This is a genomic window from Desulfovibrio piger (assembly GCF_900116045.1).
GTDB classification, from domain to species: Bacteria; Desulfobacterota; Desulfovibrionia; order Desulfovibrionales; family Desulfovibrionaceae; genus Desulfovibrio; species Desulfovibrio piger_A.
Window position 1 is genome coordinate 234,279 of record NZ_LT630450.1, and the last position, 25,562, is coordinate 259,840.

A 25,562-nucleotide genomic window follows, 5' to 3' on the forward strand; every position below is an offset into this window, starting at 1 on the left:
CCGGCTCCTTAGTCCGCCGGATCCGTCAGATGGGAGGCCCACCAGTGCAGGCCCAGGCACAGGGTCGCGGCGGTCTCGCAGCGCAGCACGCGGGCGCCCAGGCTGACGAAGGTGAACTGCGCCGCCCGCAGGCTGTCCAGCTCCCGCCGGGAAAAGCCGCCTTCAGGGCCGATGACGTACACGGTGGTGCCGGGACGCCCGGCCAGCCGGGGCGTGAGCATGCTCACGGTGTCCTGCATCTCCCAGGGCAGGATGCGGCGGTCGGCCGCGGCGGCACGGCGGACCAGTTCGTCCACACCGCCGGTCAGGGCTTCCACCTGCGGCAGCCAGGGGTTGCCGCACTGCTTGGCCCCGGCGATGAGCTGCCCCCGGCAGGCCTCGGCGGCGTCGGCGGGCAGTTTGCCCTGGCTGTGGTCGCCCTGCCAGAGCCAGACGGCATGGGCGCCCAGCTCCACGGCCTTTTCCATGAAAAAGCCGCGGCGCACGGCCTTGCTGAAGGCCAGCGCCATGATGGCACGGGATTGGGGCGCGGGCGCCGTCTGTTCTTCCAGCAGGACAAGACGGGCCTTTTTCTTGCCTGTCTCGGCGATGGCGAAACGGCCGCTGCGGCCCCGGCCGTCGAGCAGCAGGACTTCCTCGCCCGGGGCCAGCCGCAGCACCTGGACCAGGTGCCTGGCTTCCTGTCCTTCCAGCCAGAGGTCATGGGCCCATTGATCGGGAGGAAGATAAAAACGGTGCAGACTCATGATGCGTTGGATCCTTTTGCCGTCCGCGCGCGGCGCACGGCCTTGAAGCCGTCCTGCAGCGAGACGAGACGGCCGTAATTCTTGCGTATCTCCAGACCGGCCCTGGTCAGCCGGGATTCGGGAGGTTCCATGTAGGTGCGGCGCAGGTAGGTGTCGGAAAGGATGCGTTCCACGCTGTCCACGATGCCGTCCACCAGTGCCGGGAAAAAGTTGACGATCTCGAATTTCAGGTCCGTCAGCAGCTCGACAGCCTCGCGCATCATCTGGCGGTAGCCCATGCGGCCCACCTTGCCCTTGCGCTGGGCCAGGTCCTCGAGGATGCGGACGCGCCGTGCCTGCTGGATGTAGCTGAAGCGGGTGCAGACATCGCGGTGCAGTTCGCGCATGTTGCTGAAGGCATCGTCATTGTCCGGCGAGTAGAGGTAGCCGTTGAGCACGCGGCTGACCTTGGAGAAGAAGTCGTCGCTGTAGCCTATCATGCGCCGCTGGTGCTTGGTGAGCCAGGCGTAGAGGAATTTGAGGCGCTTCTCGTCGGTATCGGTGTTCTCCACGATTTCCGTGCGCTTGAAGACGATGCGGCCGGTATACTCGCCGCGCACGATGTCGTTGAGGCGCAGGAACATGTTGGAGGTGTCCTTGATGATGTTCAGGCCTGACAGGGGCGCGCCCGTGAGCGGATGCAGGATCTCCTGGCAGGCCACGGACAGGGCGCGGTCCTGCTGCACGTTGCTGGCATCGAAGCGGTGCTGCCGGTAGGTGACGCGGATGATGACGACCCGGCGGTCACGGTCCAGGAAGTAGCCGCCCTTTTCCAGCGTTTCGAGGGCTTCCTCCTGGTCCTCGTCCACGGAGATGAGGGCGATCTTTTCCAGCAGGGGGTAGCGGGTGCTCTGGCCCGTGGACGTGTAGGTGGTGATGGTGCGGTCCGTCTGGCCCAGGACGCGCAGCATGAAATGCTCGCCCAGCTTGTGCAGCTTGCGGGCAAAGAGCGCGCTGGAGGTGCGGCGCTCCGAGACGATGGGGAAGCCGTAGAGCTCCATCAGGTACTGGTAGACGAACATGCGGTTGCGTTCGTAGATCTCGCTGTCGCCGTAGACGAATTTGCCGATGCGCATGCCGAAGCGCTTGAGCTCGCTGTCGATGTCCGACGGGAAGGAGGCGAAGACCCCGGCCAGATGGAACTGGCGGTCCGCGTCGAGGGCGAGCACCTGGGCCCTGTCCATGACCAGCAGATAGGGCATGAGCGAGGGGTAGTTGTCCAGGATCACGGTATCGGCATTGGCGAACTGCTGGCGGAAGATGTCCTGGTGCATGCGCGGCAGGCGGGAGGCCAGGGTCTGCACGTTGCGGGCAAGCACCTGGTTCTCCAGCGGGCAGCAGGCGCCGTCGGCCTCCATGACGATGGGGTGCAGCTTGTCGAACTGGAAGGTCTCGGAAAAATAGTCCAGCTGGCGGGCAAAGGCCACCATGGAAAAGCCCGGCAGGTCCTTGTATTCGAACATGTCGTTGTCGAACGAGGGCAAAAGCTCGCGGCCTTCCACCAGCGGGTAGCTTTTGTGCTCCTGATAGGGCTTGACCAGACAGAAGCGGATATGCACGGCGTCGAGGAAGCGCTTGAGCTCGTCAAGGCGCGCGATGGCCACCGGCCCGGATGTCGTATAGGCATCCTGCCAGTGAAAGCCGTCCTTGCTGAAGATCTCCTGCCACTTGATCATATGCAACCTGCAACCTTGCCCGATTCTTCCGTAAAGAATAACTGCTTTTGCGGGGAATTTCCAGAGGCGCCCTCCGGGATCCGCCGTTTTTGCCCGCCGGGCCGCCGGTACCGGGCGAAAAGCTGTTGCGGGCGGTATGCGGCTTTGTTACACTTTCGTGCGTCAGTCCCGGGCCTGTGGCCCGGGCCCACCATCAAACGCGTACCGACATGACTGCCAATACTCTTGAAAAACATATCCTCAGCATCGTCTGCAGTGTTTTCGATGCCTATTCCGCCGTCCTGTTCCTGCCCTCTGAAAACGGCGAGGAGCACTATCTCGCGGCCTCCTTCAGTCTTGGCGAAGGGGTGGAGCAGGGGGCCATGCTTTCTTCGGGGAGCCTGGTAGACTGGATCATCCGCAACCGCCAGCAGATGCTGGTCCCCAATTTCGACCAGCACAAGCACAAGCTCGGCTATTACCGGGAAGGCGAGGAAGCCGGCATCAAGGCATTCATGGGCTGTCCCGTGCCCACGGGCGGCGCCCTGTGCGTGGACAGCAAGCGGCAGTATTCCTTCACTGACAGAGACTACAAGCTGCTGCAGCTTTTTGCCGAGCTGGTCTCCCGCCAGCAGGCCAGCAAGGGCCGGCAGGAGATGGCCGGCGACATCCCCCGCTACTTCGCCGAGCTGGCCGTGATCCAGGAGCTGCGCTTCCGTTACCGCCGCTGGTCGCAGTTCATCCAGAACTATGTGCGCACCATGGTCGATGCCACGGGCTTCGACTACTGCGCCTTCGCCTCGGTGGACGTCCCGGGCGAGAGCTATTGCGTGGAATGCGAATCCGCCCGTCTGGTGCTGGAGAACGGCGAGCCCCTGGTCCTGCCCGTGGGCAGCGGCATCGCCGGCTGGGTCTTCAGCAACGACCAGCCCGTCATCAACGAAGGGCTGGAAGGCGCCCCTTCCACCATGCTGTTCGGCAAACTGCCGGGCATGCCCGATTTCCAGGCCATCATCTGCCTGCCGGTACAGATCAACAAGAGCACGCGCGGCGTGCTGTGCCTGGCGCATACCTCCACGCGCAGCATCGACGAGTCCCTGCGCTCCTTCGTGCGTCAGGCCGTGGACCATCTGGCCCTGTTCCTGGAGAATCTGTACCTCAGGGTACGTCTGCGCTCCCTGCTGCCGCAGGGGACGATCCACAGCCGGGGCCCCCGCCGCTACGATCCTGATACCGCTCCGGTGCCGCCCGTCAAGAATTCCTAGCCATGCTGTCCCGATTTTTCAGCAGGTTCCTGACCCAGGACATTGCCATGGATCTTGGTACGGCCAATACGCTGCTGTACACCAGGAAGCATGGCATTTTCATCAATGAGCCTTCGGTGGTGGCCGTCGATGCGGCCAGCCGCAAGGTGCTGGCCGTGGGCGCCGCCGCCAAGGAATACCTGGGCCGCACGCCCCGGAGCATCTGCGCCATACGCCCCATGAAGGACGGCGTCATCGCCGACTTCGACATCACCCGCGAGATGATCGCCCATTTCGTGGGCAAGTGCATCTCCGGCCTGCGTCTGGTCAAGCCGTCCATGGTGATCTGTATCCCCACGGGCATCACCCAGGTGGAGAAAAAGGCCGTCATCGACGCGGCCCTGCTTTCGGGCGCGCGCACGGTGTCCCTGGTGGAAGAACCCATGGCCGCGGCCATCGGGGCGGGCATGCCCGTGCAGGAGCCCCTGGGCAGTCTGGTGCTGGACATCGGCGGCGGCACCAGTGAGGTGGCGCTCATCAGCATGGCGGGCGTAGCGGTCTCGCAGTCGGTACGCGTGGCCGGTGACGCCATGAATCTGGCCGTGCAGCATTATCTGCGTGAGGTCTTCCGGCTCGAAGTGGGCGAGAACACGGCGGAAAACGTCAAGAAGATCCTTGGTGCGGCCCTGCCCCAGAACAATGGCCTGCGGCTGGAAGTGTCCGGCAAGGACCTGGTCTACGGCGGCCCCCGGGTGGTGACCGTGACCGAGGGCGACATCTGCGAGGCCCTGCACGATCCTGTCCAGGCCGTGGTGGAGACCGTGCTGCGCACCCTGGAACAGGCGCCGCCGGCACTGGCGGCCGACGTTTACGACAACGGTCTGCTCATGGCCGGAGGCGGTGCCCTGCTGCGCGGCCTGGACCAGTGCATCGCCCGGGCGACGCACCTCAAGGTGGCGGTGGACAAGGATCCCCTGACCACGGTGCTGCGCGGGACGGCACAGGCCATGCTGTACCGCCGGGAATACGAAGGGATTTTCATCAATTAGGGCGGGGGAGGCCGGTCTGTCCCGGGTCTTCGGGCATGGTGCGGTGCCATGCCCGAAAGGGACAGGCACGGCACCCGGCCGGGACGGCCGCCGTGCCCCCCTGTCCGCGCAACCGCCGCGTTCCCCTGCCGGGCAGGGGGGGCGGCCCTGGGACATTGTTTCATGCTGACAGCCCGATTTTTGCAGGATGTGGTGGACGTCGTGCGCGAGAGCGGCGGCATCATCCGCCGCCAGTGGGAAAAAACGCATGCCATCAGGCACAAGGGCAGCATCGACCTGGTGACGGAAACGGACGTGGCCGTGGAGGCCTTTCTCAAGGAGCGTCTGGGAGAACTGCTGCCGCAGGCGGAGTTTCTGGCCGAGGAAAGCTGCGTGGCCGGGCAGGAGCCGTCGCCCCTGTGCTGGATCATCGACCCCGTGGACGGCACCACCAATTTCGTGCACCGCATCCCCCAGGTGGGGACGTCCGTGGCCCTCTGGGCGGACGGCCATGTGGTGCTGGGCGTGGTGAACGTGCCCATGATGGAGGAATGTTTCTGGGCCGGTCTGGGCATGGGGGCCTTTCGCAACGGCGAGCCCATCCATGTGAGCCCGGCCGGGGCCCTGGCCGATGCCGTGGTGGCCACGGGCTTTCCCTATGCCATCGCCGAGCGCCTGGACGACGTGCTGGCCCGTCTGGCCCTGGTGCTGCCCAGGGCCCAGGGCGTGCGCCGCATCGGGGCGGCCTCGGTGGATCTGGCCTATGTGGCCGCCGGGCGGCAGGACGCCTTCTACGAGATGCTGCTCAAGCCCTGGGACGTGGCCGCCGGCTGGCTGCTGGTGGAAGAGGCCGGCGGGCGTGTCACGGCGCTGGATGGCCGTCCGTATGCCTTCGGGGACGAGATCATGGCCAGCAACGGCCTGGTGCACAAGGAACTGCGGCATCTGCTGGCCGCCGTGACGCCCGTGCAGGCGGCAAGGCGCCCCGCATGAACCTGCCTGCCGGGGATACGCCCCCCCGCCGCCTGGCGGCCGGGGACGCTGCCGCCATGCAGGCACTGGAGGCCGCCTGTTTTTCCCTGCCGTGGAGCAGGGAGCAATGCCGTGCCGCCTTCGACCAGCAGGCCTTTGTGGCCTACGGGCTGGAGGAGGCGGGCGTGCTGCAGGGCTATATCTCGCTCTACCGGGCGGCGGACGAGCTGGAAGTGCTCAACCTGGCCGTCTTGCCCGCTGTTCGGCGGCGGGGACTGGGCGAACGGCTTTTGCGCACAGCCTTGCAAGAAGCTGAAAAAACAGGTATCAACAGGGCTTTGCTTGAAGTCCGTACCGGGAATGCCCCGGCCATCGCCTTATATGAGAAATGCGGCTTCGTCCGGGTGGGCAAACGGCCCCGCTATTATGCCGATACCGGCGAGGATGCCCTGATCTATCAGTGTGACCTGGTGCCGCAGGACTGACAGAGAGGATATTTCCATGCAGAAGATCATCGCTGCCAACTGGAAAATGTACAAGACGCGGCAGGAGGCCCGCGAAACGGCCGCTGCCGTGGCCGCCGCCCTGAACGAACAGCCGGCCCCGCACGAGGTGGTGGTGTTCGCTCCCTTCACGGCCATAGCCGAAGTGGCGGATGCCTTTGCCGCCTCGCCGGCGCAGGCCGGCGCGCAGGACGTCTGGCCCGCCGTGGAAGGGGCCTTCACCGGCGAGATCTCGCCGCGCATGCTGCTGGACGCCGGTGCGGTCTGGGTGCTGACCGGACATTCCGAGCGCCGCCATGTGCTGGGCGAATCCGATGAACTGGTGGGCCGCAAGACGGCCTTCGCCCTGGAGCAGGGCCTCAAGGTCATGCTCTGCATCGGGGAAAAACTGGAAGAGCGCGAAGCCGGCCGGCTGGAAGCCGTGCTGCGCCGCCAGCTGGACAGCGGCCTGCCCGCCGGGGAAAATGCGCTGGAAGGCCGTTTTGCCGTGGCCTATGAGCCCGTGTGGGCCATCGGCACCGGCAAGGTGGCCGGTCCCGACGAAGTGCTGGCCACCCACGCCGTGGTGCGCCGCCTGCTGTGCGAGCGCCTGGGCGAGGCCGGCAACGGGATCCCGATCCTGTATGGTGGGAGCGTCAAACCGGCCAATGCCGGCAGCCTTATCGGACTTGACAATGTGGATGGTCTTCTGATAGGTGGCGCTTCTTTGGACGCGCAAAGTTTTGTGCAGATTATCCGCCGGGCCTAGGCCTGAAGTTCTTCATTTACGTCGTGCCCCTGGGAGGCTCTTGTGCAGACCCTTATTCTGACGCTTCATATCATTGTTTGTGTGGTGCTCGTCATTCTCATTCTCTTGCAGGCCGGCAAGGAAGGTATGGGCGTCATTTTCGGTGGCGGCAATACCTCTGTGTTCGGCAGCAGCGGTGCCGGCGGCATGCTGGCCAAGATGACCGCCTTCATGGCCGTGGTCTTCGTGGTGACCTCGCTGAGCTACACCTATGTGACCAGCTCGCGCCCCAGCGATGAGTCCGCCGTGCTCAATGTGGAACCCCTGACCATCGAAGATGTGCCTGCCAAGCCCGCCGCCGCTCCTGAAGCCGCCGCCCCGGCCCAGCCCGCCACGACCGGCGAAGCGCCCGCGGCTCCCGAAGCCGCCCCGGCCGGTGCTGCCGCTCCTGCGGCTCCCGCCGCCGAGGCGCCTGCTGCGGACGCTCCTGCGGCCCAGCCTGCCCAGCAGTAGACGTTTTTTTGACCCAACGGGAAAAGCCGCGGCCTTGCCGCGGCTTTTTTTTCAGCAACAGGGAGCTCCCATGACCGACGACAGCAGCTTCAAGAACAATCCTTTCAAGGTCCTGGAAAAAGGACGTTTTCCGCAGCAGAAAAAAACAGGTGCCCCGGCGGCGCCGGAAAAGCGCGGCAAGCGCATCGCACGTCAGGCTGCCGTGCCTGCGGACGACGAGGACGCCTCCCTGTTCCTGGCCGCCATGGGCAATGTGGAGCGCCAGCCGGCGCATGGCGGATCGGCCCGCGGTCAGGGAACAGGGCAGGGCGGATTTGCCATGGAAGAACAGTGCGCCATGCCGCAGGTGAAGAAGCTCAAGGAAAAGAAGAAGGGCAGTGCTCCCCGCAGGGAGAGCGGAGCCGCGGCCCCGGCCGCGCCCGCTGCCGTCGCTCCGCCCGCCGGCACGGCGGAGGATGCGGCAGCCGGTCTGGAAGCCGTGGTGGCGGCTTCGGAGGAAGACGACTTTTTGCTGGCCATGAAACAGGTGACGCCCCTGCAGGGCAGGGGCCGGGACGTGCCGCCCGCGGTGGCGCAGAGCAGCCCGCCGCCGTCCGCGGATACCAGCCTGCAGGACTTCCTGGACGGCAAGCTGGAATTCGCCCTGTCCATGACCGATGAATACATGGAAGGCCATGTGGTAGGCCTGGACCAGATGATCATGAACAAGCTGCGCGCCGGCGGCCTGAGCCCCGAGGCCCATCTCGACCTGCACGGCCTCAACGCCCAGCAGGCGTTCGAGACCCTGCGCGGCTTCATGCGCGGCAGCTGGTACAAGGGCCTGCGGACCATCCTGGTGGTGCCCGGTCGCGGCAAGAATTCCCCGGACGGCGTGGGCGTGCTGCGCGGCAAGCTGCAGTCCTGGCTCACCCAGGATCCCTTCAAGCGTGTGGTGCTGGCCTTCTGCACGGCCCAGCCGCACGACGGCGGCCCCGGCAGCGTCTATGTGCTGCTGCGCAAATACAAGAAAAAGGGCCGCGTCTACTGGGAGCGGATGCCCGCCGACGCGGATCTGTACGAGTAGGGGGACCGCCGGACAGCCGGGGGCGACACCGTGCTCCCTTGCCGGCGGAGGCAAGGACTCCCCGGCCATGACAGCTGCAAAAGGACGTCTTCGGACGTCCTTTTTTTATGCCGTTTTCCCGGCTTGCAGGGCGGGCGGTGCCGGACGCCTCGGCGCCGGGCTGTCCGGTACGCACATGGAGCATGCGGATTCCCCGGCATGGCTGCAAGGCCGGAGGGAGCGGCCCGTGCGTGCGGGCATGGACAGCGCGGGGGCCTGCCGTTCCGGCGGGAGAGCATGGCCCGGAGAGGCGGGACTTTTAGCCCTGCTTCCGGGGCGCGCCGTCTTCCAGCAGGGCGGCCGCATCTCCGAAGCTGCGCACCCAGGCGCGCAGTTCCGGCTCGCTGCGGGTGGTCAGGGTCAGGATGAGGCCGCCATCATCGCTGTCTTCGATGCGCTGGTTGGCGGCCCAGACGCGTTCCCGCACATAGTCGGCGGCGCTGGGGGCCACATGGATGCGGAAGGTGCGCGGTTCGTGCCAGGGCAGGCCGAAGCCGCCGTGCCCGTCGTCTTCCAGCTCATACCGGGCATGGTCTTCCGTCAGCTCCACGCTCTGGATGCGGTGGACGGCCAGGGTGCAGGGATGTTCGACCTCGGGCCCGTCCTCTCCCAGATGGCCGCCCAGCACGTACAGGGCATTGTTCATGGCGGCCATGCGCACGGGGATGAAACGGTGGAGCCTCGGCTCCGTCTTGCCCACGGCCTTGTAACGGATCCGGCAGACGGTCTGGCAGCGGGCCGCCTGGACAAGGCGCTCGATGGCATCCGCAAAGGGCGTATAATTGATGCGTCCCTTGATGTAGAAGGCAAAATCGTCCTGATCCTGGAAGTGCGGGTCCGCCATGTGCAGGGCCAGGCGCTGGATGGTCCTGTCCACACGCTGCAGGGTCTGTTCCGGCAGGATGCCCGCTGCCATGCGGCGGCACAGGGTCAGGAAGCGCAGCTCCTCGAAGTCGAGGCCCAGATGCCCCTTTTCCCCCGGGTTCAGGCGATACCAGCGGCGGCGCTGTTCCATCCCCATTTCCAGGGCGATGCCCACGGCGTTTTCTATCTGCTCCATAAGGCGGATGACCGTCTGGGGGGAGCAGTTGAGCTCCCGGGCCAGATCCTGCTGGAAATGGCGCCTGTTGTCGAAAAGCAGCTTGCGGAAAAGACGCAGCAGTTTGTCGCCGGTACGGGCATCGGGATCCAGTTTGCTGGGCATGGCGCACCTCCTGGCCGTTCATGCTAGATGCTGCCATGCCGTGATGCAAGGCCAATATTGCACAGGCAGGTGTTTTTTTGTAGGTTCGGGCTGTTTTTTGCGAGCTGCGCCGGCCATGCGGAATAGTGTGGCAAATAAAAGACAATCATTCCTCTTTGTTACAGAACCGTCACAATAGCGTGGTAGAAGATCTGCCACATGGCAAGGGCTGTTCCTGCGAGTGCAGCATGAGCGTGATGGGAAAAGCGCTCTCCTTCTTGCAGGGATCGGGAAACAATGGTGGAGAGTTTATGAAAAAAACGGGTGATACCTACATCTATCTTTCAGAATTCCTGGGCACGTTCATTTTCCTGTTGTGCGGCATCGGCTGCGTGGGCGCGCTCAGGCTGGCGGGGGCCGGCTTCGGCCAGTGGGAGATCAGCATCGTCTGGGGCCTTGCCGTGGCCATGGGCGTCTATGTTTGCGGCGGCGTGTGCGGTGCGCACCTCAACCCGTCCGTGACCATCGCCCTGGCCCTGTTCGGGGATTTCGACAGGCGCAAGGTCGTGCCCTACATCCTGGTCCAGATGCTGGCCGGTTTCTGCGCCGCGGCGCTGGCCTATGCCATGTATTACAACCTGTTCGCCGATGCCGTGGCCGCCACGGCGGGCGATCCCGCCGGGATGACGGCCCTGGCCGGGATCTTTTGTACGTTTCCCCATCCCAAGATCACCTTTTTCCAGGCTTTTTTCGTGGAGCTGGTCATCACGGCCGTGCTCATGTGCCTGATCTATGCCCTGGTGGACGGGCGCAATGCCGCCCCCAAGGGCAATCTGGGCGGCCTGCTCATCGGTCTGCTGGTGGCGCTCATCGGGGCCAGCTTCGGCCCGCTGACCGGCTTTGCCATGAATGCCGCGCGTGACTTCGGCCCGCGCCTGTTCGCCGCCCTGGCGGGCTGGGGCACGGATGTCATGACCGGCTATCCGCTCAACGGCAACCTGAGCCTGCCGTACTTCCTGGTGCCGCTCATCGCGCCCGTCATCGGTGCCTGTATCGGCGGCTGGATCTACAAGCGCATCATCGTGGCGGCCCTGGACCGCAACGCGGCCGCCGGGGACAAGGCCTGAGGGCCCCTGGCGGAAGGGCCGATGGACAGGCGCCGCATCCTGCGGTTATCCTGCCGGGCAGGCCGGTGCCTGCCGGTCCCCTTTGAACATCACTGGAGAAGAGCTATGCAAGGCAAATATATCGTCGCCCTGGACCAGGGTACCACCAGCTCCCGCACCGTCGTGCTGGATCAGGACGTCAATATCGTGGCTGTGGTGCAGCGCGAATTTCCCCAGATCTATCCCCGTCCGGGCTGGGTGGAGCATGATCCCCGCCAGATCTGGGCCACCCAGAGTTCCACGCTGACCGAAGCCCTGGCCAGTGTGGGCATCTCGTCGGACGAGGTGGCCGCCATCGGCATCACCAACCAGCGCGAGACCACGGTGGTCTGGGAGAAGGATACGGGCAAGCCCGTGTACAACGCCATCGTCTGGCAGTGCCGCCGCACCGCGCAGATCTGCGACGAACTGCGCAAGAACGAAGGCTTTGAGGAATACGTGCGGGAAAATACCGGCCTGCTGCTGGACCCCTATTTCTCCGGCACCAAGATCAAGTGGATTCTGGACAATGTGCCCGGCGCCCGTGAAAAGGCGGAGCAGGGGCAGCTGCTGTTCGGGACCATCGACACCTGGCTGATCTGGAACATGACCCAGGGCCGCGTGCATGTGACCGACTACACCAATGCCTCGCGCACCATGCTTTTCAACATCCACAAGCTGGCATGGGACGAACACATCCTGTCCATGCTGGGCATCCCGCGTTCCATGCTGCCCGAAGTCAAGCCCTCCTCCACGGTCTATGGCCAGACCAACATCGGCGGCAAGGGCGGCACGCGCATCCCCATCGCGGGCATCGCCGGCGACCAGCAGGCGGCCCTGTTCGGGCACCTGTGCGTGGAAAACGGCATGGCCAAGAATACTTACGGCACCGGCTGCTTCATGCTCATGAACACCGGCAGGACCGCCGTCAGCTCCAAGAACGGCCTCATCACCACCCTGGCCTGCGGTCCCCGCGGCGAGGCCTGCTACGCCCTGGAAGGCTCCATTTTCGTGGGCGGCTCCGCCATCCAGTGGCTGCGGGACGAGCTGAAGATCGTCAACGATGCCCGGGATACGGAATACTTCGCCAACAAGGCGGAGACCTCCAACGATGTCTATGTGATCCCGGCCTTTACCGGCCTGGGCGCTCCCTACTGGGATCCCTATGCCCGCGGCGCCATCGTGGGCCTGACCCGCGGCACCAACGCCAGCCACATCATCCGTGCCACGCTGGAGTCCATCGCCTACCAGAGCAAGGATGTCATCGAGGCCATGCAGGCCGATTCCGGCATCCCCCTGCAGGCCTTGCGCGTGGACGGCGGTGCCAGCGCCAACAACTTCCTGATGCAGTTCCAGGCCGACATCCTGGGCGTCGATGTGGAACGGCCCGCCACGCTGGAAGTGACGGCTCTGGGGGCCGCCTTCCTGGCCGGTCTGGCCGTGGGCTACTGGAGCGGCCTGGACGACGTGCGCAACCGTCTGCACATCGAACGTGTTTTCGAGCCCTCCGCGGACAAGGAAAAGCAGGTGCAGCGCTACAAGGGCTGGAAGAAGGCCGTGTCCCGCGCCCTGCAGTGGATCGACGTGGAGGATTAGGCGCAGCCCGCAGGCAGCGTTTGTGATGCGCGGCGATCGCCGCGCCGGACCAAACAGGAGGAAGGGAAGCCGTGGCTTTCCTTCCTCTCCGTTTTTCAGGGACAGACAGGGAAGGCCCGGAACAGGGGCGGTCCGGGGGCGTGCGATTTGCCCCGGCCCGGGGACGTGACGGGTCCGGGCCCGCCTTTCCGACGGGCCGCGGTGAGGCATGTGCTGGCGGCGGTCTTGCCTGGCCGGAGCCGGGGGGCGGGAGCGATGGGCCGGTCACAACGGGCCCGTCCGCATCGGGAAAGGCCTGCCGGCAGGGGGCGGCGGTCATGGGGGACGATGCGCACAAAAAAAGCCCTTGCGGTTCTCCGCAAGGGCGAAATATGGTGGGCCATCAGGGACTCGAACCCCGAACCAACTGATTAAGAGTCAGCTGCTCTACCAATTGAGCTAATGACCCGCACGTGTCACTGTATGTGATTTTCAGGATGGTGGGCCATCAGGGACTCGAACCCCGAACCAACTGATTAAGAGTCAGCTGCTCTACCAATTGAGCTAATGACCCACAAGCGTGGCACTGTATGCGATTTTCAGGATGGTGGGCCATCAGGGACTCGAACCCCGAACCAACTGATTAAGAGTCAGCTGCTCTACCAATTGAGCTAATGACCCACAAGCGTGGTACTGTATGCGATTTTCAGGATGGTGGGCCATCAGGGACTCGAACCCCGAACCAACTGATTAAGAGTCAGCTGCTCTACCAATTGAGCTAATGACCCATCCGCGAAAAAGAGACCTACCCTTTTGCTCCCCTGCTGTCAACACTTTTAAAAGAAAAAAAAAGATTTTATAATGCCTTCCCAGAGGTATTTGATGAAAAAATCACGGAACTTTGCCGCCCTCACCGGGGTGCTTGTTTTATTTTTGCTTATATTCCAGTTTGATACCAGGATGCCTGCCGCAGCGGACATCGTGTCCGTGCAGCCGCATTTCGCCGAGGGCGCTGACGGCATCGTCATGGCCCTGGAGCTGGGCTTCCCTCAGGGCTACCATGCCTATGCCCATGAAGCGGGGGATGCCGGGCGCCCGACCACGCTGTCCATCCGCCTGGATGACGGCAGCGGCCTGCCCGTATGGTATCCCCAGGGGTTCATGCAGCGGGATTTCTTCGACCCCGATGCGACCGTCCATGTCTACGAGAGTCCCACGACCCTCTTTGTCCTTCTGCCGCACGAGGCCCGGCATGCCGGCTTTGACGCTGTCCTGAGCATGCTGCTGTGTTCCTCGCGCAATTGCCTCCCGGTCTCGCAGACCATCAGCGGCCAGGTGCCGGATACCCTGCCCGGGCTGGAGGCGGTGCCCTGGAAGGCCCTCTGGGACGAGCTGCGGCGCGTGCCGCCCGTGCTCTCGAAGGCGGCCCCCTCCGCTCCCGGGCTGCCCTTTGCCGTCGGCGAGGATGGGGCAGGCGGCCTGAGCCCCGTCACGGACCCCGCTCAGGATCCGCTGGCCGCCCCGCAGGATGCCGGCAGCGAAAAGCCCCTGCCGCCCCCGGACGGTTTCGCCCTGGAGCTGACGCCCCAGTATGCCGACGGCTCCGTGGAGATATCGGGGTTCGGCATGGCGCTTGCCGTGGGCATACTGGCGGGCCTGCTGCTCAACGCCATGCCCTGCGTGCTGCCGGTGCTGACTTTCAAGATCAGCGGCCTGCTGCTCATGGGCGGCAGGGGAGACAGGGAAAGCCTGCGGCGTTTCCGCGAGCACAACCTCTTTTTCTCCGCGGGCATCATGACCCTGTTCACCGTGCTGGCCCTGGTGCTGGGGGCCGCGGACATGATCTGGGGGCAGCTCTACCAGCAGCAGAGCCTGCTGCTGGGGCTGGTGATGCTGGTCTTTCTTATGGGCCTTTCCATGCTGGGGGTCTTCACCCTGCCGGTCATCGACCTCAAAGCCGGCGCCAACAGCAGGAATCCCCGGCTGCAACCCTACCTGACCGGCCTGGTCTCCACCTTCCTGGCCACGCCGTGCAGCGGCCCGCTGCTGGGCGGCGTGCTGGGATGGGCCTTCACCCAGCCGCTGCTGGTCCTGATGGTGGTCTTCTGGGCTGTGGGCCTGGGCATGGCCCTGCCGTACATCCTGTTCAGCATCTGGCCCCAGCTGGCCCGCATCCTGCCGCGTCCGGGCAACTGGATGAAAGTCTTTGAACGCATCCTGGGCTTCTGCCTGCTGGGCACGGCCCTGTACCTGCTCTCCATCCTGCCGGTGGAAAAGCACATGCAGGTCCTGTGCGTGCTGCTGGTGCTTTCGCTGGTGGCCTGGCTCTGGGGCCAGTTCTGCGGCCCCGCGTCCCCCCGTCTGCGCTGCCGCATCATCGGGGCCCTGACGGTGCTGATCCTGGCGGGCTCCTTCATCTGGGTCCTGCGGCCTGCCGCGCCGCTGGTGCACTGGCGGGAATTCAGTCCCGGGCAGTTCCAGGCCGAGCTCGGCCACAAGGCCATGCTGCTGGAGTTCACGGCGGATTCCTGCCCCAACTGCAAGGTCCTGGAAGCCACGGTGCTGACCGACGAACGGATGCGCAAGCTGCGTGCACGCTACGGCATGGAACTGATCCGGGTGGATCTGACGGGCGTCAATGCCTATGGCATCCGCCTGCTGGAGGCCCTGGGCAGCAAGAGCATCCCGCTGACGGCCCTGTTCCCGGCAGGGGAGCAGGCATCGTCCCCGCTGGTGCTGCGCGATGTCTACACCGCAGGCACCCTGGAAGACGCGCTGGAGAAGGCCTTCGGCGACTAGCCGCCAGCGCGGCCCGGCCTGGGCTCTCCATGCCCGCATGGGGTGCCCAGGATGCCCGTTTCGGCGCCTTCTTTCCTGATGCCGGGCCTGATGCCGGGACGGTTGCCGGGGGAAAGAGCCCGGCATGGGCGCGGCCCCGCGTCCTCCCGGGGGATGGCGGGAAGGGGCCCCCGGCCGAATGACCGGAGGATACCGGAAAAAAGGGTCCGTGACGCCGTCACAGGCCCTTTTCATGCGTCTTCGGCCTGCGGGCGGCCTGAGCGCGCTCATGCCTCCTGGTCCCGCTCCTCCAGCGCGGTATCCCGGCGCAGGAAATGCAGCATCCAGGAAAGACCCAGCAGGTCCGCGCAACCGCCCGGGCTGATGTTGCCGGCCACGAGCCAGGCATCGAGTTCCCGCAGCCGGGCCCGGGAGGGGGCCTCGTCAGCGGCCAGGATGCCCTGCAGCCTGTCCTGGAGGGCATACTGATCCCTCAGGCTGCTCCGGGAGATGATGTTGGTATCGAAGACCTTGGCCATCAGCCTGATGAGGGTGAGCGCCCCCGCCCTGTCGATGGACGCGCCGGCCGCCAGTTCCCGCTCCAGGCTGGGCAGTCCGTAGCGGAGCACGGAAGAAAAGCCGCTGGCCGCTTCGCCGCGTGCACCGTGGATGCCCTTGCCGTACAGCCGCAGGCCGTTGGTCAGCGGCACGTTCGGCGGGACGTTCCGGCACTCGGCCAGCACGCCGGAGGTCATGGCGGCGGAGGTGGCGCTGATGGCGGCGGGGGTCAGCCTTTCCTGCCGGCCCAGCAGCCTGCCCGCCGCGGCGCAGACGATGCCGAGGGAAAAGATGGCCCCCTTGTGGGTATTGACGTTTCCCGTGGCCCGGTGCATGGCATCCTCGGCGTCCATGCCCGGACAGCGCAGCCTGTCGAACAGGGCGTCCGGCGCCAGGCCGTGTTCCCGCAGGCCCAGCAGGGCGCAGTGCCGGAAGTAGGGGAAGAGCACGCTGCTGCTGTCCATGAAGGTGAAGATGTCCATATCGTCATGGGCGCCGTTGCTGACGCGGTCCACCAGGCCGGGCTTGGGGGTCACGCAGACTTCATACAGCAGGCTGCGCAGGGCGTAACCGGCCAGGATGTCCGCTTTCTGTTCCTGAAAATGCCGTTCCATGAGACGCAGGGTATGGCGCCGCACCTCTTCCAGGGCATGGGCCCGGCTGCGGGCACAGCCGGCTGCGGCGGCGTCGCACAGCAGGCAGCGGCGGGGGGGCAGGCCGAGATCTTTCCGGGAAAGGTGGCGTCCGTCTGCATCCAGCACGTCCAGGTCGAACAGACGGGCGACGGGCCGGCTCTCCTCCAGCGCGACCATGCCCCGCTTCAGGCTGGTGGCGTCCCTGCCGTCGACGGCAAAGCAGCCCTCGCTGCCGCTCCTGGCATGGACCTCCTCGGCGCCGATGACGCAGGCCCCCATGCGCTCCAGGTGCCGGTGCATCATCCTGCTTGCTTCGGCATATGTCTTTTGGGCCAGGGGGAACTGCTTGAGCGCACCGGCAATATTGAGGGACAGCGAGATGAGCGGCCTCCGGTACCGTCGCAGCAGGCGCTGCTGCCGGTGTTGCCGTTCTTCCCGGGCCCGGAGGATTTCTTCCAGAAGGGCGGGCTGGGGGATGTCTGCGCTGTGCGTCTGCATGGTCACCTCCTGCTGTCAGGCTCGCCGGAGCCGTCGCCATAATGTGGAGCGCGAGATCCCCAGGCGGCTGGCGGCAAGCGAAGCGTTGCCCCCGCAGGCCGCCAGCATCTCCTCGCTTTCCTTTTTCTGCGCCAGGTGCCTGGCCTGTCTGGGGTCGAAATTCAGATGCCGCGTCTCAAGCCACAGGGGCGAGTCGGGCTGGATGACCTGGCGCAGGTCCTTGCTTTCGATATGGGTGGTCTTCAGGATGGCCAGAAGACGTTCCGCGATGTTGCAGACTTCGCGGATGTTGCCCGGCCAGGAGTAGGACTGCAAAAGCTCGCAGGCTTCCCTGGATATGGTCACCTTGTTCTTTTTCAGAAAATTGTTCTTGTTCAGATAATGCAGCAGGATGGGGATGATGTCGCACTTCCGGCTGCGCAGCGGCGGTATTTCCAGCGAAAGGACGTTAAGGCGAAAGAAAAGGTCTTCCCGGAATTTGCCTTCCCTGACCATCTGGGGCAGATCCTTGTTGGTGGCCGCGATGATCCGGCAGTTGATGTTGATGGGCCTGTGGCTGCCCAGGCGGATGACATAACGTTCCTGGACAACGCGCAGCAGGTTGACCTGGGTGTTGTAGTCCATCTCGGCGATCTCATCGAGAAAGACCGTGCCGTAATTGGCGATCTCGAACAGGCCGGGCTTGCCCTTGCGTGATGCGCCGGTGAACGCGCCTTCCACATAGCCGAAAAGCTCGCTGGGCAGGATGTCGCGCGGGAAGGCCGCACAGTTGATGGCCACGAAAGGATTGCGCTTGCGCTGGCTGGCATTATGGATGCTTTGGGCGAAGAGCTCCTTGCCTGTGCCGGACTCACCGGTGATGAGGATGTTGGAATTGGTCGAGGCGTATTTCTTGGACGTATAGATGATGCGCCGGATGGCATCCGATTCGCCGATGACGTCGGAGAACTTGTAGCGGGCATTATGCTCGTTGACGTAGCTTTCCACGCGCACGGTGTGCTCCATCCGTTCGACGTTGCTCTTTTCGTACAGGGTGAAGATGCCGCCGCAGATCTTGCTGTCTTCCAGGATGGGCGTCTGGATGCAGACGTAATCCGTCTGGTTGAGCCTGATGACGGATTCTTCACGCGTGATCTTGAATTCTTCCCAGAAGGCTTCGGGAAGGTTCCTGACGCTCTTGTTGAGGAGCTCGCGGCGCGGGGAGCAGATGATCTTTTCCGCTGCCCTGTTGATGGCCGTCACTTTATTGTCGGCATCCACGGAGATGACGCCTTCGATGAGGTTGTCCAGCAGCTGGCCCCAGTAATTTTGGCGCGACTCTTCAAACTGGATGGCATCCTGCACCTGGTGGACCTTGTCGAGGGCGGCCTGCATGCACTCCGGGCCGATGGGCACCACATGGATGGGAACGCCCATCCTTTTGCCCACGATGTTGGAGAGTGTCCCGCCGATGATGACGCTGGCCCCCTGGGCCAGACATTCCCGGATCCGGGCCTCGATGCCTTCCAGGGGCGTGTAGGTATAGTCGAGGATCTTGACGCCCAGGACCTTGGAGACCAGCTCCAGGCCGCTGATGTTCATGCGGACCGTGATGAGGCCGATGGTCTTGCCCCAGAATTTCCTGTCGATGATGAGGCGCAGGACATCGTATGCCGTGATGTTGAAGTTGATGACGTAGATGTTGGGCAGGAGCTTGCGCAGCTCGTCGGCCGTATTGCCGCGCGCCACGACGATGTCGAAGCCTTCCTGGGCGATCTTTTCCGCCTCGCTGTACTTGGAGATGGGATCCAGCGAGCGGAAAACGATCTCGGGGTATTGGCGGCTGTATTCCCGGATGTGCCTTTTCAGCATGGCGCCCTTGGGCAGGAGGAAGAGGGTGCGTCTGCTGCGTGCGAGTGGCGGCTGGTTGTCCATGGCTTTCCCGTCCTGTGCGTTGGCGGCGGCATGTCTGCCGTCGTTATGCGGAGCGTGGGGGGCGCTGTGACGGCGTTGTCCGGCACGGCCTGCCGGCAGGAGACCGGACGTGTTCGCAGGGGGGCGCCGCAGCGGGATGGTCCGACCGGCGGACAGCGGGAGCGTTCTGCCGCCGGTCGGCGTGGTTCCCCGCCCCCGCAGGTGCGCAGGGGTGACAGGGGGGGCGGGCCGTTTCCCCATAATGCAAACTATCCTGGCGCCTTCCACGCCATGGGGAAACTGTAGCAAAGTCCTGCGTAATCAAAAAGTGCGCCAGAGCGCCCTAAACGAAAACCAGCGGTACCAGCAGCCAGACCAGCAGGGTGATGATCACGCCGCTGGCCAGCGTCAGGGCGAATCCCGCACGCAGCATGTCGGGAATGGTCAGGGCGCCGCTGCGGAAAACGATGGCATTGGGCGGCGTGCTCACGGGCAGCATGAAGGCGCAGCTGGCGGCCAGGGCGGCGGGGATGGCATAGATGGCGGGCTCGATCCCCTGGGCGACGGCCATGATGCCCACCAGCGGGAGAAAAGCCGCCGAGGTCGCCGTATTGGACGTGAACTCCGTCATGATCTGGACCGTGATGACGAGGATGAAGGTCATCAGGATGAAGGGGATCCCTTGCAGGGAGCCCAGCACATTGGCCATCCAGGAGGCCAGACCGGTGGAGTTGATGGCCCCGGCCAGCGAGAGCCCCCCGCCAAAAAGCAGCAGGATGCCCCAGGGCAGCTTGCGGGCCTCCTGCCAGTTCATGAGGAACTGGCGTTTGCCCATATCCACCGGCATGACGAAGAGCAGCAGGCCGAAGCACATGGCGATGAAGGTGTCATCCACAAAAGGCAGGGCCCTGGAGATGATCGGCTGCAGGACCCAGCAGAGGGCGGCGCAGCCGAAGAGGCACGCCGTCATGGCTTCTTCACGGCTGACGGGCCCCAGGGCCTCCAGTTCCTGCCGGATCTTTTCGTGGACGGTGTTCCCTGCAAAGTTGAAGGGCTTGCGGGTCAGCCACCACCAGGTGAACAGGCTGAGGGCAACGGCCACGGGGACCCCCAGCAGCATCCACTGCCCGAAGCCGATATGGATATGGTAGTGCTCGGCCAGGAAGGCGCGCAAGAGCGCATTGGGCGGCGTGCCGATAAGGGTGCCCATGCCGCCGATGCTGGAGGAATAGGCGATGGCGAGCATCAGCGCGCAGGAAAAGCGCTTGGCTTCCCCGGCATCCTGCCCCTGGGTGACGACGGACGCCACGGAGATGCCGATGGGCAGCATCATGATGGCCGTGGCCGTATTGCTGACCCACATGCTGATGAAGCCGGTGGCGAACATGAAGCCCGCGATCTGCATCCTGGGACAGGAGCCGACCTTGCTCAGGATGAGCAGGGCGATGCGCTTGTGCAGGTTGCATTTTTCCATGGCCAGGCCCAGCAGGAAGCCGCCGAAGAAAAGATAGATGGTGGGGTGCGCGTAGGGGGCCGTGGAAGCCTTGACGTTGCAGAGCCCGAGCATGGGCAGGAAGATGATGGGCAGCAGGGCGGTCACCGGCAGGGGAACAGCTTCGGTGGCCCACCAGACAGCCATGAGCAGCACCAGGCCAAGACAGTGCCAGGCCGTGGGCGGCAGGCCGAACCAGGGATCTGCAAAGACCGTAAACAGCAGGAGCAGCGTGCCGCCAAGAAGGCCAAACCATCGTTCTACATTATACAGCGTGAAAAGTGCGGACAGCTTTCCTGGCATGGCAAACATGGTTTTTTCCTCCTGGTAAACGTTGCTGGAAAGAAAACGATGGACGAAACTCCTTAAAATGCGGATATCGGCATAGTGCGAAAGAAAGTGCGGATGTTGAGGTGCCGGTCCCGTTGCGGCAGGGGAGAGGACAGGGCCGGAGCAGGAGCGGGGTCTCGCGCTCCGGCCCTGCCGGAAGGCCTGCCTATGGCTTCAGGCTTCGGGCAACGGTTTCTCCAAACCTGCCCAACTCATGGATGATGGTGACCCCGGCGGATTCCAGCGCCTTGATCTTGTCCTCGCCGCGCCCCTTGGAGCCGCTGATAATGGCGCCGGCGTGGCCCATGCGTTTGCCCTTGGGGGCCGTCAGCCCGGCGATGAAGCCAAAGACGGGCTTGGGATACCGGCTCTCCCTGATGTAGGCGGCGGCGCGTTCTTCCCCGTCCCCTCCGATCTCGCCGATCAGGCACACGGCCTCCGTCTGGGGATCGTCCCGGAAGAGCTCGAGGATCTCCGTGAAGTAGAGGCCGGGAACAGGGTCGCCGCCGATGCCCACACAGGTGCTCTGTCCGAGCCCCTGGCAGGTGAGCTGGTAGGTGGCCTCATAGGTCAGGGTGCCGGAACGGCTCACCAGACCGATGGGGCCGGGTTTGAATATGTAGCCGGGCATGATGCCCAGCTTGCAGGCCCCGGGCGTGATGATGCCGGGGCAGTTGGGGCCGATGAGCCTGGTGCCGTGGGCGTTGAGGAATGCCTTGGCCCGCACCATGTCCAGCACGGGGATGTGCTCGGTGATCAGCACCACCAGCTTGATGCCCGCCGCCGCAGCGGCACAGGCGGAGTCGGCGGCCGCCGCCGAAGGCACGAAGATGATGCTGACATCGGCCCCCGTGGCTTTGACGGCCTCGGCGCAGGTGTTGAAAACCGGCACGCCCAGGACTTCCATGCCGCCCTTGCCGGGGGTGCAGCCCGCCACGATGTTGGTCCCGTAGTCCAGCATCTGCCTGGCGTGGAACTGCCCCTCGCGTCCGGTCAGGCCCTGCACGAGGATGCGCGAATCGGCGTTTACCAGGATGCTCATGACCGCACCTCCTTCGTCAGCCCGGCGATACGCTGTGCGGCCTCAGCCATACTGGCCGCGGTCTCGAACTTCAGGCCGCTTTCCCGGAGGATGCGCCTGCCTTCTTCCACGTTGGTCCCCTCAAGGCGCACTACCAGCGGCAGCTGGAGGTTGACCTTTCTGGCGGCGTTGACCACCCCCTGGGCCACGATGTCGCAGCGCAGGATCCCGCCGAAGATGTTGATGAGGATGCCGCGGACCCTGGGGTCCGACAGCATGATGGAAAAGCCGGCCGCCACCGTTTCCTCGCTGGCGCCGCCGCCGGCATCCAGAAAGTTGGCCGGCAGCGCTCCGGCCTGCTTGATGGCGTCCATGGTGGCCATGGCCAGGCCGGCACCGTTGACCATGGTGCCCACATAGCCGTCGAGGCGCACATAATTGACGCCCATTTCCTGGCCCTTGCGCTCCAGGGGATCGCCTTCCTCGGGGTCTTCCAGGGCGGCGATGTCGGGGTTGCGCTTCAGGCCGCTCTCGTCAAAGTTCATCTTGGCATCCAGGGCTACCAGATGCCCGTCACCGGTCACGGCCAGCGGGTTGATCTCCACCAGCGTGGCGTCCTTGGCCGCGGCCAGTTCCACCAGCCCCTGCAGCAGCTTCACCCCTTCGCCCACCTGGGCCTGGGTGAGCCCGCAGCCAAAGAAAAGGCTCTGGGCCTGATAGGGCCAGACGCGCAGGCAGCCGTCCAGCCGGGTGGTGAAGATGCGCTCCGGCGTTTTTTCGGCCACGGCCTCGATATCCATGCCGCCGTCGGGCGAGGCCATGACGGTCAGGCATGCGGCGGCGCGGTCCAGGACCACGGACAGGTAGAGTTCGCGGGCGATGTCGGTGCCCTGTTCCACCCAGACCTTGTGCACCTTCTTGCCCTCGGGGCCGGTCTGGTGGGTCACGAGCTGCATGCCCAGGATGGCCCGGGCAGCCTCTTCCACGGCATCGGGGCTTTTGCAGACCTTGACGCCGCCGCCCTTGCCGCGGCCACCGGCATGGATCTGCGCTTTCACCACCCACACGGGGCCCGGAAGGCTTTCGGCCACGGCGCGTGCTTCCTGCGGGGTGACGGCCAGGCCGCCCTGCGGCACGGGGACGCCGAATTCTTTCAGCAGACCTTTGGCTTGGTATTCATGAATGTTCATAGCGTGCTCCGTAGGAGGTTGCGGGGCTCGTTCAGACCAGCGGGCGGGCCAGTTCGGCACCCAGTTCCAGGGCGGCGTTATTGGCCGCGTGGAAGGCGGGCCTGAAGCGGTCGGCCAGCATCTTCTGGATGGATTCCATCCTGATGGCGCCGGTCAGGGTGATGAGGGCGCCCAGCACACAGATATTCAGGGTATTGGCCTTGCCCACTTTCTCCATGACCTTGCGGTACATGGGCAGGCCCTTCAGGTCGGCATCCAGGCGTTGCGAGGGCTGGACCAGGTCGCTGTCATAGAGGCAGAGACCGCCGGGACGCAGCAGGGGCATGTACTTGCCGGCGGCCTCATTGGTCAGGGCCACCAGCACATTGGGCTGCGTCACCTTGGGGAAGAGGATCTCGCTGTCGGAGATGATCACGTCGGAACGGGTGGCTCCGCCGCGGGCTTCGGGCCCGTAGGACTGCGACTGCACGGCGATACGCTTTTCATAGAGGACGGCGGCCCCGGCCAGCAGGATGGCCATGGTGATCACCCCCTGGCCGCCGGAACCGGACAGAAGAAAGCGGTACTTTTCCATCGTGTTACTCCTTGTTTGCCCTCTTGATGATGTTGGCGTATTCGTCGCAGTATTCGGGCGCGTCCTTGTCCACAAAGACGCCTCTGGGGATGAGCTGGGGATTTTCTTCCAGCTTCTTGGACCCCAGGGGCGCGGTATTGTCGCGATACCACTGGAGCATCTCCACAGCGCCACCGAGCTTGTTCTTGCGGCCGAAATAGGTGGGGCACTGGCTGAGGACTTCCACCACAGAAAAGCCCTTGTGCTGGTAGGCCTTCTTGATGAGCTGCGAGATCTCCTTGACATGGAAGGCCGTGGTGCGGGCCACGAAGGTGGCGCCCGCGCCGATGGCCAGATCCACCGTGTTGAAGGCCCGGTCGATGTTGCTGTACGGGGCGGTGGTGGCCACGATCCCGCGGCCGGAGAGCGGCGAGTACTGGCCGCCGGTCATGCCGTAGATGCGGTTGTTCATGACGATGGCCACCATGTCGATGTTGCGGCGGCAGGCATGGATGAAATGGTTGCCGCCGATGGCCGTGGCATCACCGTCGCCCATGGGGACAAAGACGTTGAGCCCGGGCCGGGTCAGCTTCAGGCCGGTGGCGAAGGCCAGGGCGCGCCCGTGCAGGGTGTGCATGCTGTGGAAGTCCACATAGCCGGAGATGCGCGAGGAACAGCCGATGCCCGAGACCATGCACAGGCTGCACTGATCGAGACCGAGCTCGTTCACTGCGCGCAGCAAACCGTTCAGAATGATGCCGTGGCCGCATCCCGGGCACCAGAGATGGGGGAAGAAACGCTTGCGGATAAGGTGACGAACAGACATCCTAGTACCCCCTTCCTTCAATGACGCGCATGATCTGGCCGATATCCGTGGGCGTTACCAGCTTGCCGTCCATACGGTTGACAAGGAACACGCGATCGGGATTGGCCACGACGTTCTTCACCTGGGCGCATATCTGGCCCATATTCATTTCCACGACGAAGACGCTCTTGGCATGGGCCGTTTTTTCCCGTACCAGCTGGGCCGGGAAGGGCCAGAGTGTCTGCAGTTCGAGCAGGCCGATGCGGTCGCCCTTGGCGCGGCGGCCTTCCACCAGATGGCGGGCACTGCGGGCCGACGAGCCGTAGGAGACGAGGATCTGCTCCGCATCCTCAAGGAAGTATTCCTTCCAGCGGGCCAGGATGTGGGCGCGGTTTTCGATCTTGTCGTAAAGGTGGTAGTTGAGCTTGACGATCTGGGTGGCGTTCTGGGTGGGGAAGCCCCAGATGTCGTGATGCAGGCCCGTGACGTTGTAGCGGTGCACGCCGCCAAAGTCGGACATGGGCAGGCGGCCGTCCTCACGGGGCAGGTAGGGATGGTAGTTCACCCCTTCCGGCACGTCGGTATGGAGGCGTTCCACCACGGGCAGGACGTCGGGGGCCGGGATCTCCAGCTTTTCGCGCATGTGACCGATGACTTCGTCGAACAGCAGGACCACCGGGGTGCGGTAGGTCTCGGCCAGATTGAAGGCTTCCACCGTCATGCTGAAGACGTCCTGGATGGAGGATGCCGTGAGGGCGATGATGGCGTGGTCGCCATGGGCCCCCCAGCGCGCCTGCATCACGTCGCCCTGGGAGCATTCCGTGGGCAGGCCCGTGGAGGGGCCGCCGCGCTGCACATCGACGATGACGCAGGGGATCTCGGCCATGATGGCGTAGCCCAGGGCCTCCTGCTTCAGGGAAAAGCCGGGGCCGGACGTGGCTGTCATGGCTTTGGAGCCGGCCAGGGAGGCGCCGCAGACGGCGCACATGGAGGCAATCTCGTCTTCCATCTGCACGAAGCGCCCGCCCACGCGGGGCAGTTCTTCGGACAGGTGTTCGGCGATCTCAGTGGACGGCGTGATGGGGTAGCCGGCAAAAAAACGTACGCCAGCGTAGAGCGCCCCGCGAACGCAGGCCTCGTTACCTTGCACAAAACGAATTTCTCCGCTCATTGCTGCACCTCGTTTTCCTTGCCTTCCTCCGGCATTTCTATGGCCAGATCAGGGCAGTAGAGTTCGCACAAACCGCACTGCACGCACTTTTCCTCATCGCACACCGCTTTTTCCTGGGCATCCAGGTGCAGAGCCTTCTTGGGGCAAAACGCCACACATACGCCGCAGCCCTTGCACCATTGACGGGTTATGAGAATCATTGGGCC

At 64.5% G+C, this 25,562-nt stretch carries 22 protein-coding genes and 4 tRNA genes; 10 read left to right on the plus strand and 16 right to left on the minus strand.

The window, feature by feature from the left end:
* Window positions 1-8 precede the first annotated feature (8 nt).
* On the minus strand, window positions 9-746 hold the full coding sequence (locus DESPIGER_RS01230) for a 16S rRNA (uracil(1498)-N(3))-methyltransferase (protein WP_072332001.1): 738 nt from the start codon (window positions 744-746) through the stop codon (window positions 9-11).
* On the minus strand, window positions 743-2,461 hold the full coding sequence (locus DESPIGER_RS01235; RefSeq protein ID WP_072332004.1) for a hypothetical protein: 1,719 nt from the start codon (window positions 2,459-2,461) through the stop codon (window positions 743-745). Before DESPIGER_RS01235 ends, DESPIGER_RS01230 begins: the two co-directional genes overlap by 4 nt.
* Window positions 2,462-2,670: 209 nt before the next feature.
* Between DESPIGER_RS01235 and DESPIGER_RS01240 the strand changes: the two genes are divergently transcribed.
* The 7 genes from DESPIGER_RS01240 (at window position 2,671) to DESPIGER_RS01270 (ending at window position 8,490) form a co-directional block, all read left to right on the plus strand.
* Window positions 2,671-3,705 carry a GAF domain-containing protein gene (locus tag DESPIGER_RS01240; protein WP_072332006.1) on the plus strand — a complete coding sequence of 345 codons (1,035 nt, stop codon included), beginning with the start codon at window positions 2,671-2,673 and terminating at the stop codon, window positions 3,703-3,705.
* 2 nt (window positions 3,706-3,707) lie between these two features.
* Entirely contained in the window at window positions 3,708-4,733 is a 1,026-nt protein-coding gene (locus tag DESPIGER_RS01245) for a rod shape-determining protein (protein ID WP_072332008.1), read from the plus strand.
* A gap of 162 nt (window positions 4,734-4,895) precedes the next feature.
* Window positions 4,896-5,705: an inositol monophosphatase family protein gene (locus DESPIGER_RS01250; RefSeq protein WP_072332011.1), complete on the plus strand. Its 810-nt coding sequence runs from the start codon at window positions 4,896-4,898 to the stop codon at window positions 5,703-5,705.
* Window positions 5,702-6,169, plus strand: a complete 468-nt coding sequence (gene rimI, locus DESPIGER_RS01255; RefSeq protein WP_072332014.1) for a ribosomal protein S18-alanine N-acetyltransferase — start codon at window positions 5,702-5,704, stop codon at window positions 6,167-6,169. Before DESPIGER_RS01250 ends, rimI begins: the two co-directional genes overlap by 4 nt.
* A gap of 16 nt (window positions 6,170-6,185) precedes the next feature.
* Window positions 6,186-6,935 carry a triose-phosphate isomerase gene (tpiA, locus tag DESPIGER_RS01260; protein WP_072332017.1) on the plus strand — a complete coding sequence of 250 codons (750 nt, stop codon included), beginning with the start codon at window positions 6,186-6,188 and terminating at the stop codon, window positions 6,933-6,935.
* Window positions 6,936-6,977: 42 nt separating this feature from the next.
* Window positions 6,978-7,427, plus strand: coding sequence for a preprotein translocase subunit SecG (gene secG, locus DESPIGER_RS01265; protein ID WP_072332020.1), 450 nt, complete (start codon window positions 6,978-6,980; stop codon window positions 7,425-7,427).
* 70 nt (window positions 7,428-7,497) lie between these two features.
* Complete coding sequence (locus tag DESPIGER_RS01270) at window positions 7,498-8,490, plus strand: Smr/MutS family protein (protein WP_072332023.1); 993 nt, start codon at window positions 7,498-7,500, stop codon at window positions 8,488-8,490.
* 298 nt (window positions 8,491-8,788) lie between these two features.
* On the opposite strand, the gene DESPIGER_RS01275 is transcribed toward DESPIGER_RS01270, so the two are convergent.
* Window positions 8,789-9,733 (minus strand): helix-turn-helix transcriptional regulator, encoded by a 945-nt coding sequence (locus tag DESPIGER_RS01275; RefSeq protein WP_072332026.1) that lies wholly within the window; start codon window positions 9,731-9,733, stop codon window positions 8,789-8,791.
* Between the two features lie 290 nt (window positions 9,734-10,023).
* On the opposite strand from DESPIGER_RS01275, the gene DESPIGER_RS01280 reads away from it, so the two are divergent.
* Both DESPIGER_RS01280 and glpK read left to right on the plus strand, forming a co-directional pair.
* Window positions 10,024-10,839: an MIP/aquaporin family protein gene (locus DESPIGER_RS01280; RefSeq protein ID WP_072332028.1), complete on the plus strand. Its 816-nt coding sequence runs from the start codon at window positions 10,024-10,026 to the stop codon at window positions 10,837-10,839.
* A 105-nt stretch (window positions 10,840-10,944) separates the two neighbouring features.
* Window positions 10,945-12,453, plus strand: a complete 1,509-nt coding sequence (gene glpK / locus DESPIGER_RS01285; RefSeq protein ID WP_072332030.1) for a glycerol kinase GlpK — start codon at window positions 10,945-10,947, stop codon at window positions 12,451-12,453.
* 372 nt (window positions 12,454-12,825) lie between these two features.
* On the opposite strand, the gene DESPIGER_RS01290 is transcribed toward glpK, so the two are convergent.
* From DESPIGER_RS01290 to DESPIGER_RS01305, 4 genes are all read right to left on the minus strand, one after another.
* Window positions 12,826-12,901 (minus strand) — tRNA-Lys (locus DESPIGER_RS01290).
* Between the two features lie 29 nt (window positions 12,902-12,930).
* Window positions 12,931-13,006: transfer RNA gene (locus tag DESPIGER_RS01295), tRNA-Lys, on the minus strand.
* A 31-nt stretch (window positions 13,007-13,037) separates the two neighbouring features.
* Window positions 13,038-13,113 (minus strand) — tRNA-Lys (locus DESPIGER_RS01300).
* 31 nt (window positions 13,114-13,144) lie between these two features.
* Window positions 13,145-13,220, minus strand: a tRNA-Lys gene (locus DESPIGER_RS01305).
* 172 nt (window positions 13,221-13,392) lie between these two features.
* Between DESPIGER_RS01305 and DESPIGER_RS01310 the strand changes: the two genes are divergently transcribed.
* The gene (locus DESPIGER_RS01310) at window positions 13,393-15,231 is read left to right on the plus strand and encodes a protein-disulfide reductase DsbD family protein (RefSeq protein WP_231927600.1); all 1,839 of its coding nucleotides are present in this window, start codon (window positions 13,393-13,395) and stop codon (window positions 15,229-15,231) included.
* Window positions 15,232-15,497: 266 nt separating this feature from the next.
* Here the strand turns inward: DESPIGER_RS01310 and citX are convergent, their stop codons facing one another.
* The 9 genes from citX to DESPIGER_RS01355 form a co-directional block, all read right to left on the minus strand.
* Entirely contained in the window at window positions 15,498-16,901 is a 1,404-nt protein-coding gene (citX, locus tag DESPIGER_RS01315) for a citrate lyase holo-[acyl-carrier protein] synthase (RefSeq protein ID WP_072332036.1), read from the minus strand.
* Between the two features lie 15 nt (window positions 16,902-16,916).
* The gene (locus DESPIGER_RS01320; protein WP_072332039.1) at window positions 16,917-18,815 is read right to left on the minus strand and encodes a sigma 54-interacting transcriptional regulator; all 1,899 of its coding nucleotides are present in this window, start codon (window positions 18,813-18,815) and stop codon (window positions 16,917-16,919) included.
* A gap of 322 nt (window positions 18,816-19,137) precedes the next feature.
* Complete coding sequence (locus DESPIGER_RS01325) at window positions 19,138-20,598, minus strand: SLC13 family permease (protein WP_197678012.1); 1,461 nt, start codon at window positions 20,596-20,598, stop codon at window positions 19,138-19,140.
* A gap of 184 nt (window positions 20,599-20,782) precedes the next feature.
* Window positions 20,783-21,658, minus strand: coding sequence for a succinate--CoA ligase subunit alpha (gene sucD, locus DESPIGER_RS01330; RefSeq protein WP_072332042.1), 876 nt, complete (start codon window positions 21,656-21,658; stop codon window positions 20,783-20,785).
* Complete coding sequence (gene sucC / locus DESPIGER_RS01335) at window positions 21,655-22,827, minus strand: ADP-forming succinate--CoA ligase subunit beta (protein WP_072332045.1); 1,173 nt, start codon at window positions 22,825-22,827, stop codon at window positions 21,655-21,657. The genes sucD and sucC overlap by 4 nt, the downstream gene beginning before the upstream one ends.
* Window positions 22,828-22,858: 31 nt before the next feature.
* Window positions 22,859-23,401 (minus strand): 2-oxoacid:acceptor oxidoreductase family protein, encoded by a 543-nt coding sequence (locus tag DESPIGER_RS01340; RefSeq protein WP_072332048.1) that lies wholly within the window; start codon window positions 23,399-23,401, stop codon window positions 22,859-22,861.
* Between the two features lie 4 nt (window positions 23,402-23,405).
* The gene (locus tag DESPIGER_RS01345; RefSeq protein WP_072332051.1) at window positions 23,406-24,206 is read right to left on the minus strand and encodes a 2-oxoacid:ferredoxin oxidoreductase subunit beta; all 801 of its coding nucleotides are present in this window, start codon (window positions 24,204-24,206) and stop codon (window positions 23,406-23,408) included.
* A gap of 1 nt (window position 24,207) precedes the next feature.
* On the minus strand, window positions 24,208-25,356 hold the full coding sequence (locus DESPIGER_RS01350; RefSeq protein WP_072332054.1) for a 2-oxoacid:acceptor oxidoreductase subunit alpha: 1,149 nt from the start codon (window positions 25,354-25,356) through the stop codon (window positions 24,208-24,210).
* Window positions 25,353-25,556, minus strand: a complete 204-nt coding sequence (locus DESPIGER_RS01355; protein WP_072332057.1) for a 4Fe-4S dicluster domain-containing protein — start codon at window positions 25,554-25,556, stop codon at window positions 25,353-25,355. The genes DESPIGER_RS01350 and DESPIGER_RS01355 overlap by 4 nt, the downstream gene beginning before the upstream one ends.
* Window positions 25,557-25,562 lie beyond the last annotated feature (6 nt).

Excerpts from the sequence above, each read along its gene's own strand:
- DESPIGER_RS01230 (WP_072332001.1), bottom strand. The coding sequence starts at position 746 with ATGAGTCTGCACCGTTTTTATCTTCCTCCCGATCAATGGGCCCATGAC.
- DESPIGER_RS01235 (WP_072332004.1), bottom strand. The coding sequence starts at position 2,461 with ATGATCAAGTGGCAGGAGATCTTCAGCAAGGACGGCTTTCACTGGCAG.
- DESPIGER_RS01240 (WP_072332006.1), top strand. The coding sequence starts at position 2,671 with ATGACTGCCAATACTCTTGAAAAACATATCCTCAGCATCGTCTGCAGT.
- DESPIGER_RS01245 (WP_072332008.1), top strand. The coding sequence starts at position 3,708 with ATGCTGTCCCGATTTTTCAGCAGGTTCCTGACCCAGGACATTGCCATG.
- DESPIGER_RS01250 (WP_072332011.1), top strand. The coding sequence starts at position 4,896 with ATGCTGACAGCCCGATTTTTGCAGGATGTGGTGGACGTCGTGCGCGAG.
- rimI (WP_072332014.1), top strand. The coding sequence starts at position 5,702 with ATGAACCTGCCTGCCGGGGATACGCCCCCCCGCCGCCTGGCGGCCGGG.
- tpiA (WP_072332017.1), top strand. The coding sequence starts at position 6,186 with ATGCAGAAGATCATCGCTGCCAACTGGAAAATGTACAAGACGCGGCAG.
- DESPIGER_RS01270 (WP_072332023.1), top strand. The coding sequence starts at position 7,498 with ATGACCGACGACAGCAGCTTCAAGAACAATCCTTTCAAGGTCCTGGAA.
- DESPIGER_RS01275 (WP_072332026.1), bottom strand. The coding sequence starts at position 9,733 with ATGCCCAGCAAACTGGATCCCGATGCCCGTACCGGCGACAAACTGCTG.
- DESPIGER_RS01280 (WP_072332028.1), top strand. The coding sequence starts at position 10,024 with ATGAAAAAAACGGGTGATACCTACATCTATCTTTCAGAATTCCTGGGC.
- glpK (WP_072332030.1), top strand. The coding sequence starts at position 10,945 with ATGCAAGGCAAATATATCGTCGCCCTGGACCAGGGTACCACCAGCTCC.
- DESPIGER_RS01310 (WP_231927600.1), top strand. The coding sequence starts at position 13,393 with ATGCCTGCCGCAGCGGACATCGTGTCCGTGCAGCCGCATTTCGCCGAG.
- citX (WP_072332036.1), bottom strand. The coding sequence starts at position 16,901 with ATGCAGACGCACAGCGCAGACATCCCCCAGCCCGCCCTTCTGGAAGAA.
- DESPIGER_RS01320 (WP_072332039.1), bottom strand. The coding sequence starts at position 18,815 with ATGGACAACCAGCCGCCACTCGCACGCAGCAGACGCACCCTCTTCCTC.
- DESPIGER_RS01325 (WP_197678012.1), bottom strand. The coding sequence starts at position 20,598 with ATGTTTGCCATGCCAGGAAAGCTGTCCGCACTTTTCACGCTGTATAAT.
- sucD (WP_072332042.1), bottom strand. The coding sequence starts at position 21,658 with ATGAGCATCCTGGTAAACGCCGATTCGCGCATCCTCGTGCAGGGCCTG.
- sucC (WP_072332045.1), bottom strand. The coding sequence starts at position 22,827 with ATGAACATTCATGAATACCAAGCCAAAGGTCTGCTGAAAGAATTCGGC.
- DESPIGER_RS01340 (WP_072332048.1), bottom strand. The coding sequence starts at position 23,401 with ATGGAAAAGTACCGCTTTCTTCTGTCCGGTTCCGGCGGCCAGGGGGTG.
- DESPIGER_RS01345 (WP_072332051.1), bottom strand. The coding sequence starts at position 24,206 with ATGTCTGTTCGTCACCTTATCCGCAAGCGTTTCTTCCCCCATCTCTGG.
- DESPIGER_RS01350 (WP_072332054.1), bottom strand. The coding sequence starts at position 25,356 with ATGAGCGGAGAAATTCGTTTTGTGCAAGGTAACGAGGCCTGCGTTCGC.
- DESPIGER_RS01355 (WP_072332057.1), bottom strand. The coding sequence starts at position 25,556 with ATGATTCTCATAACCCGTCAATGGTGCAAGGGCTGCGGCGTATGTGTG.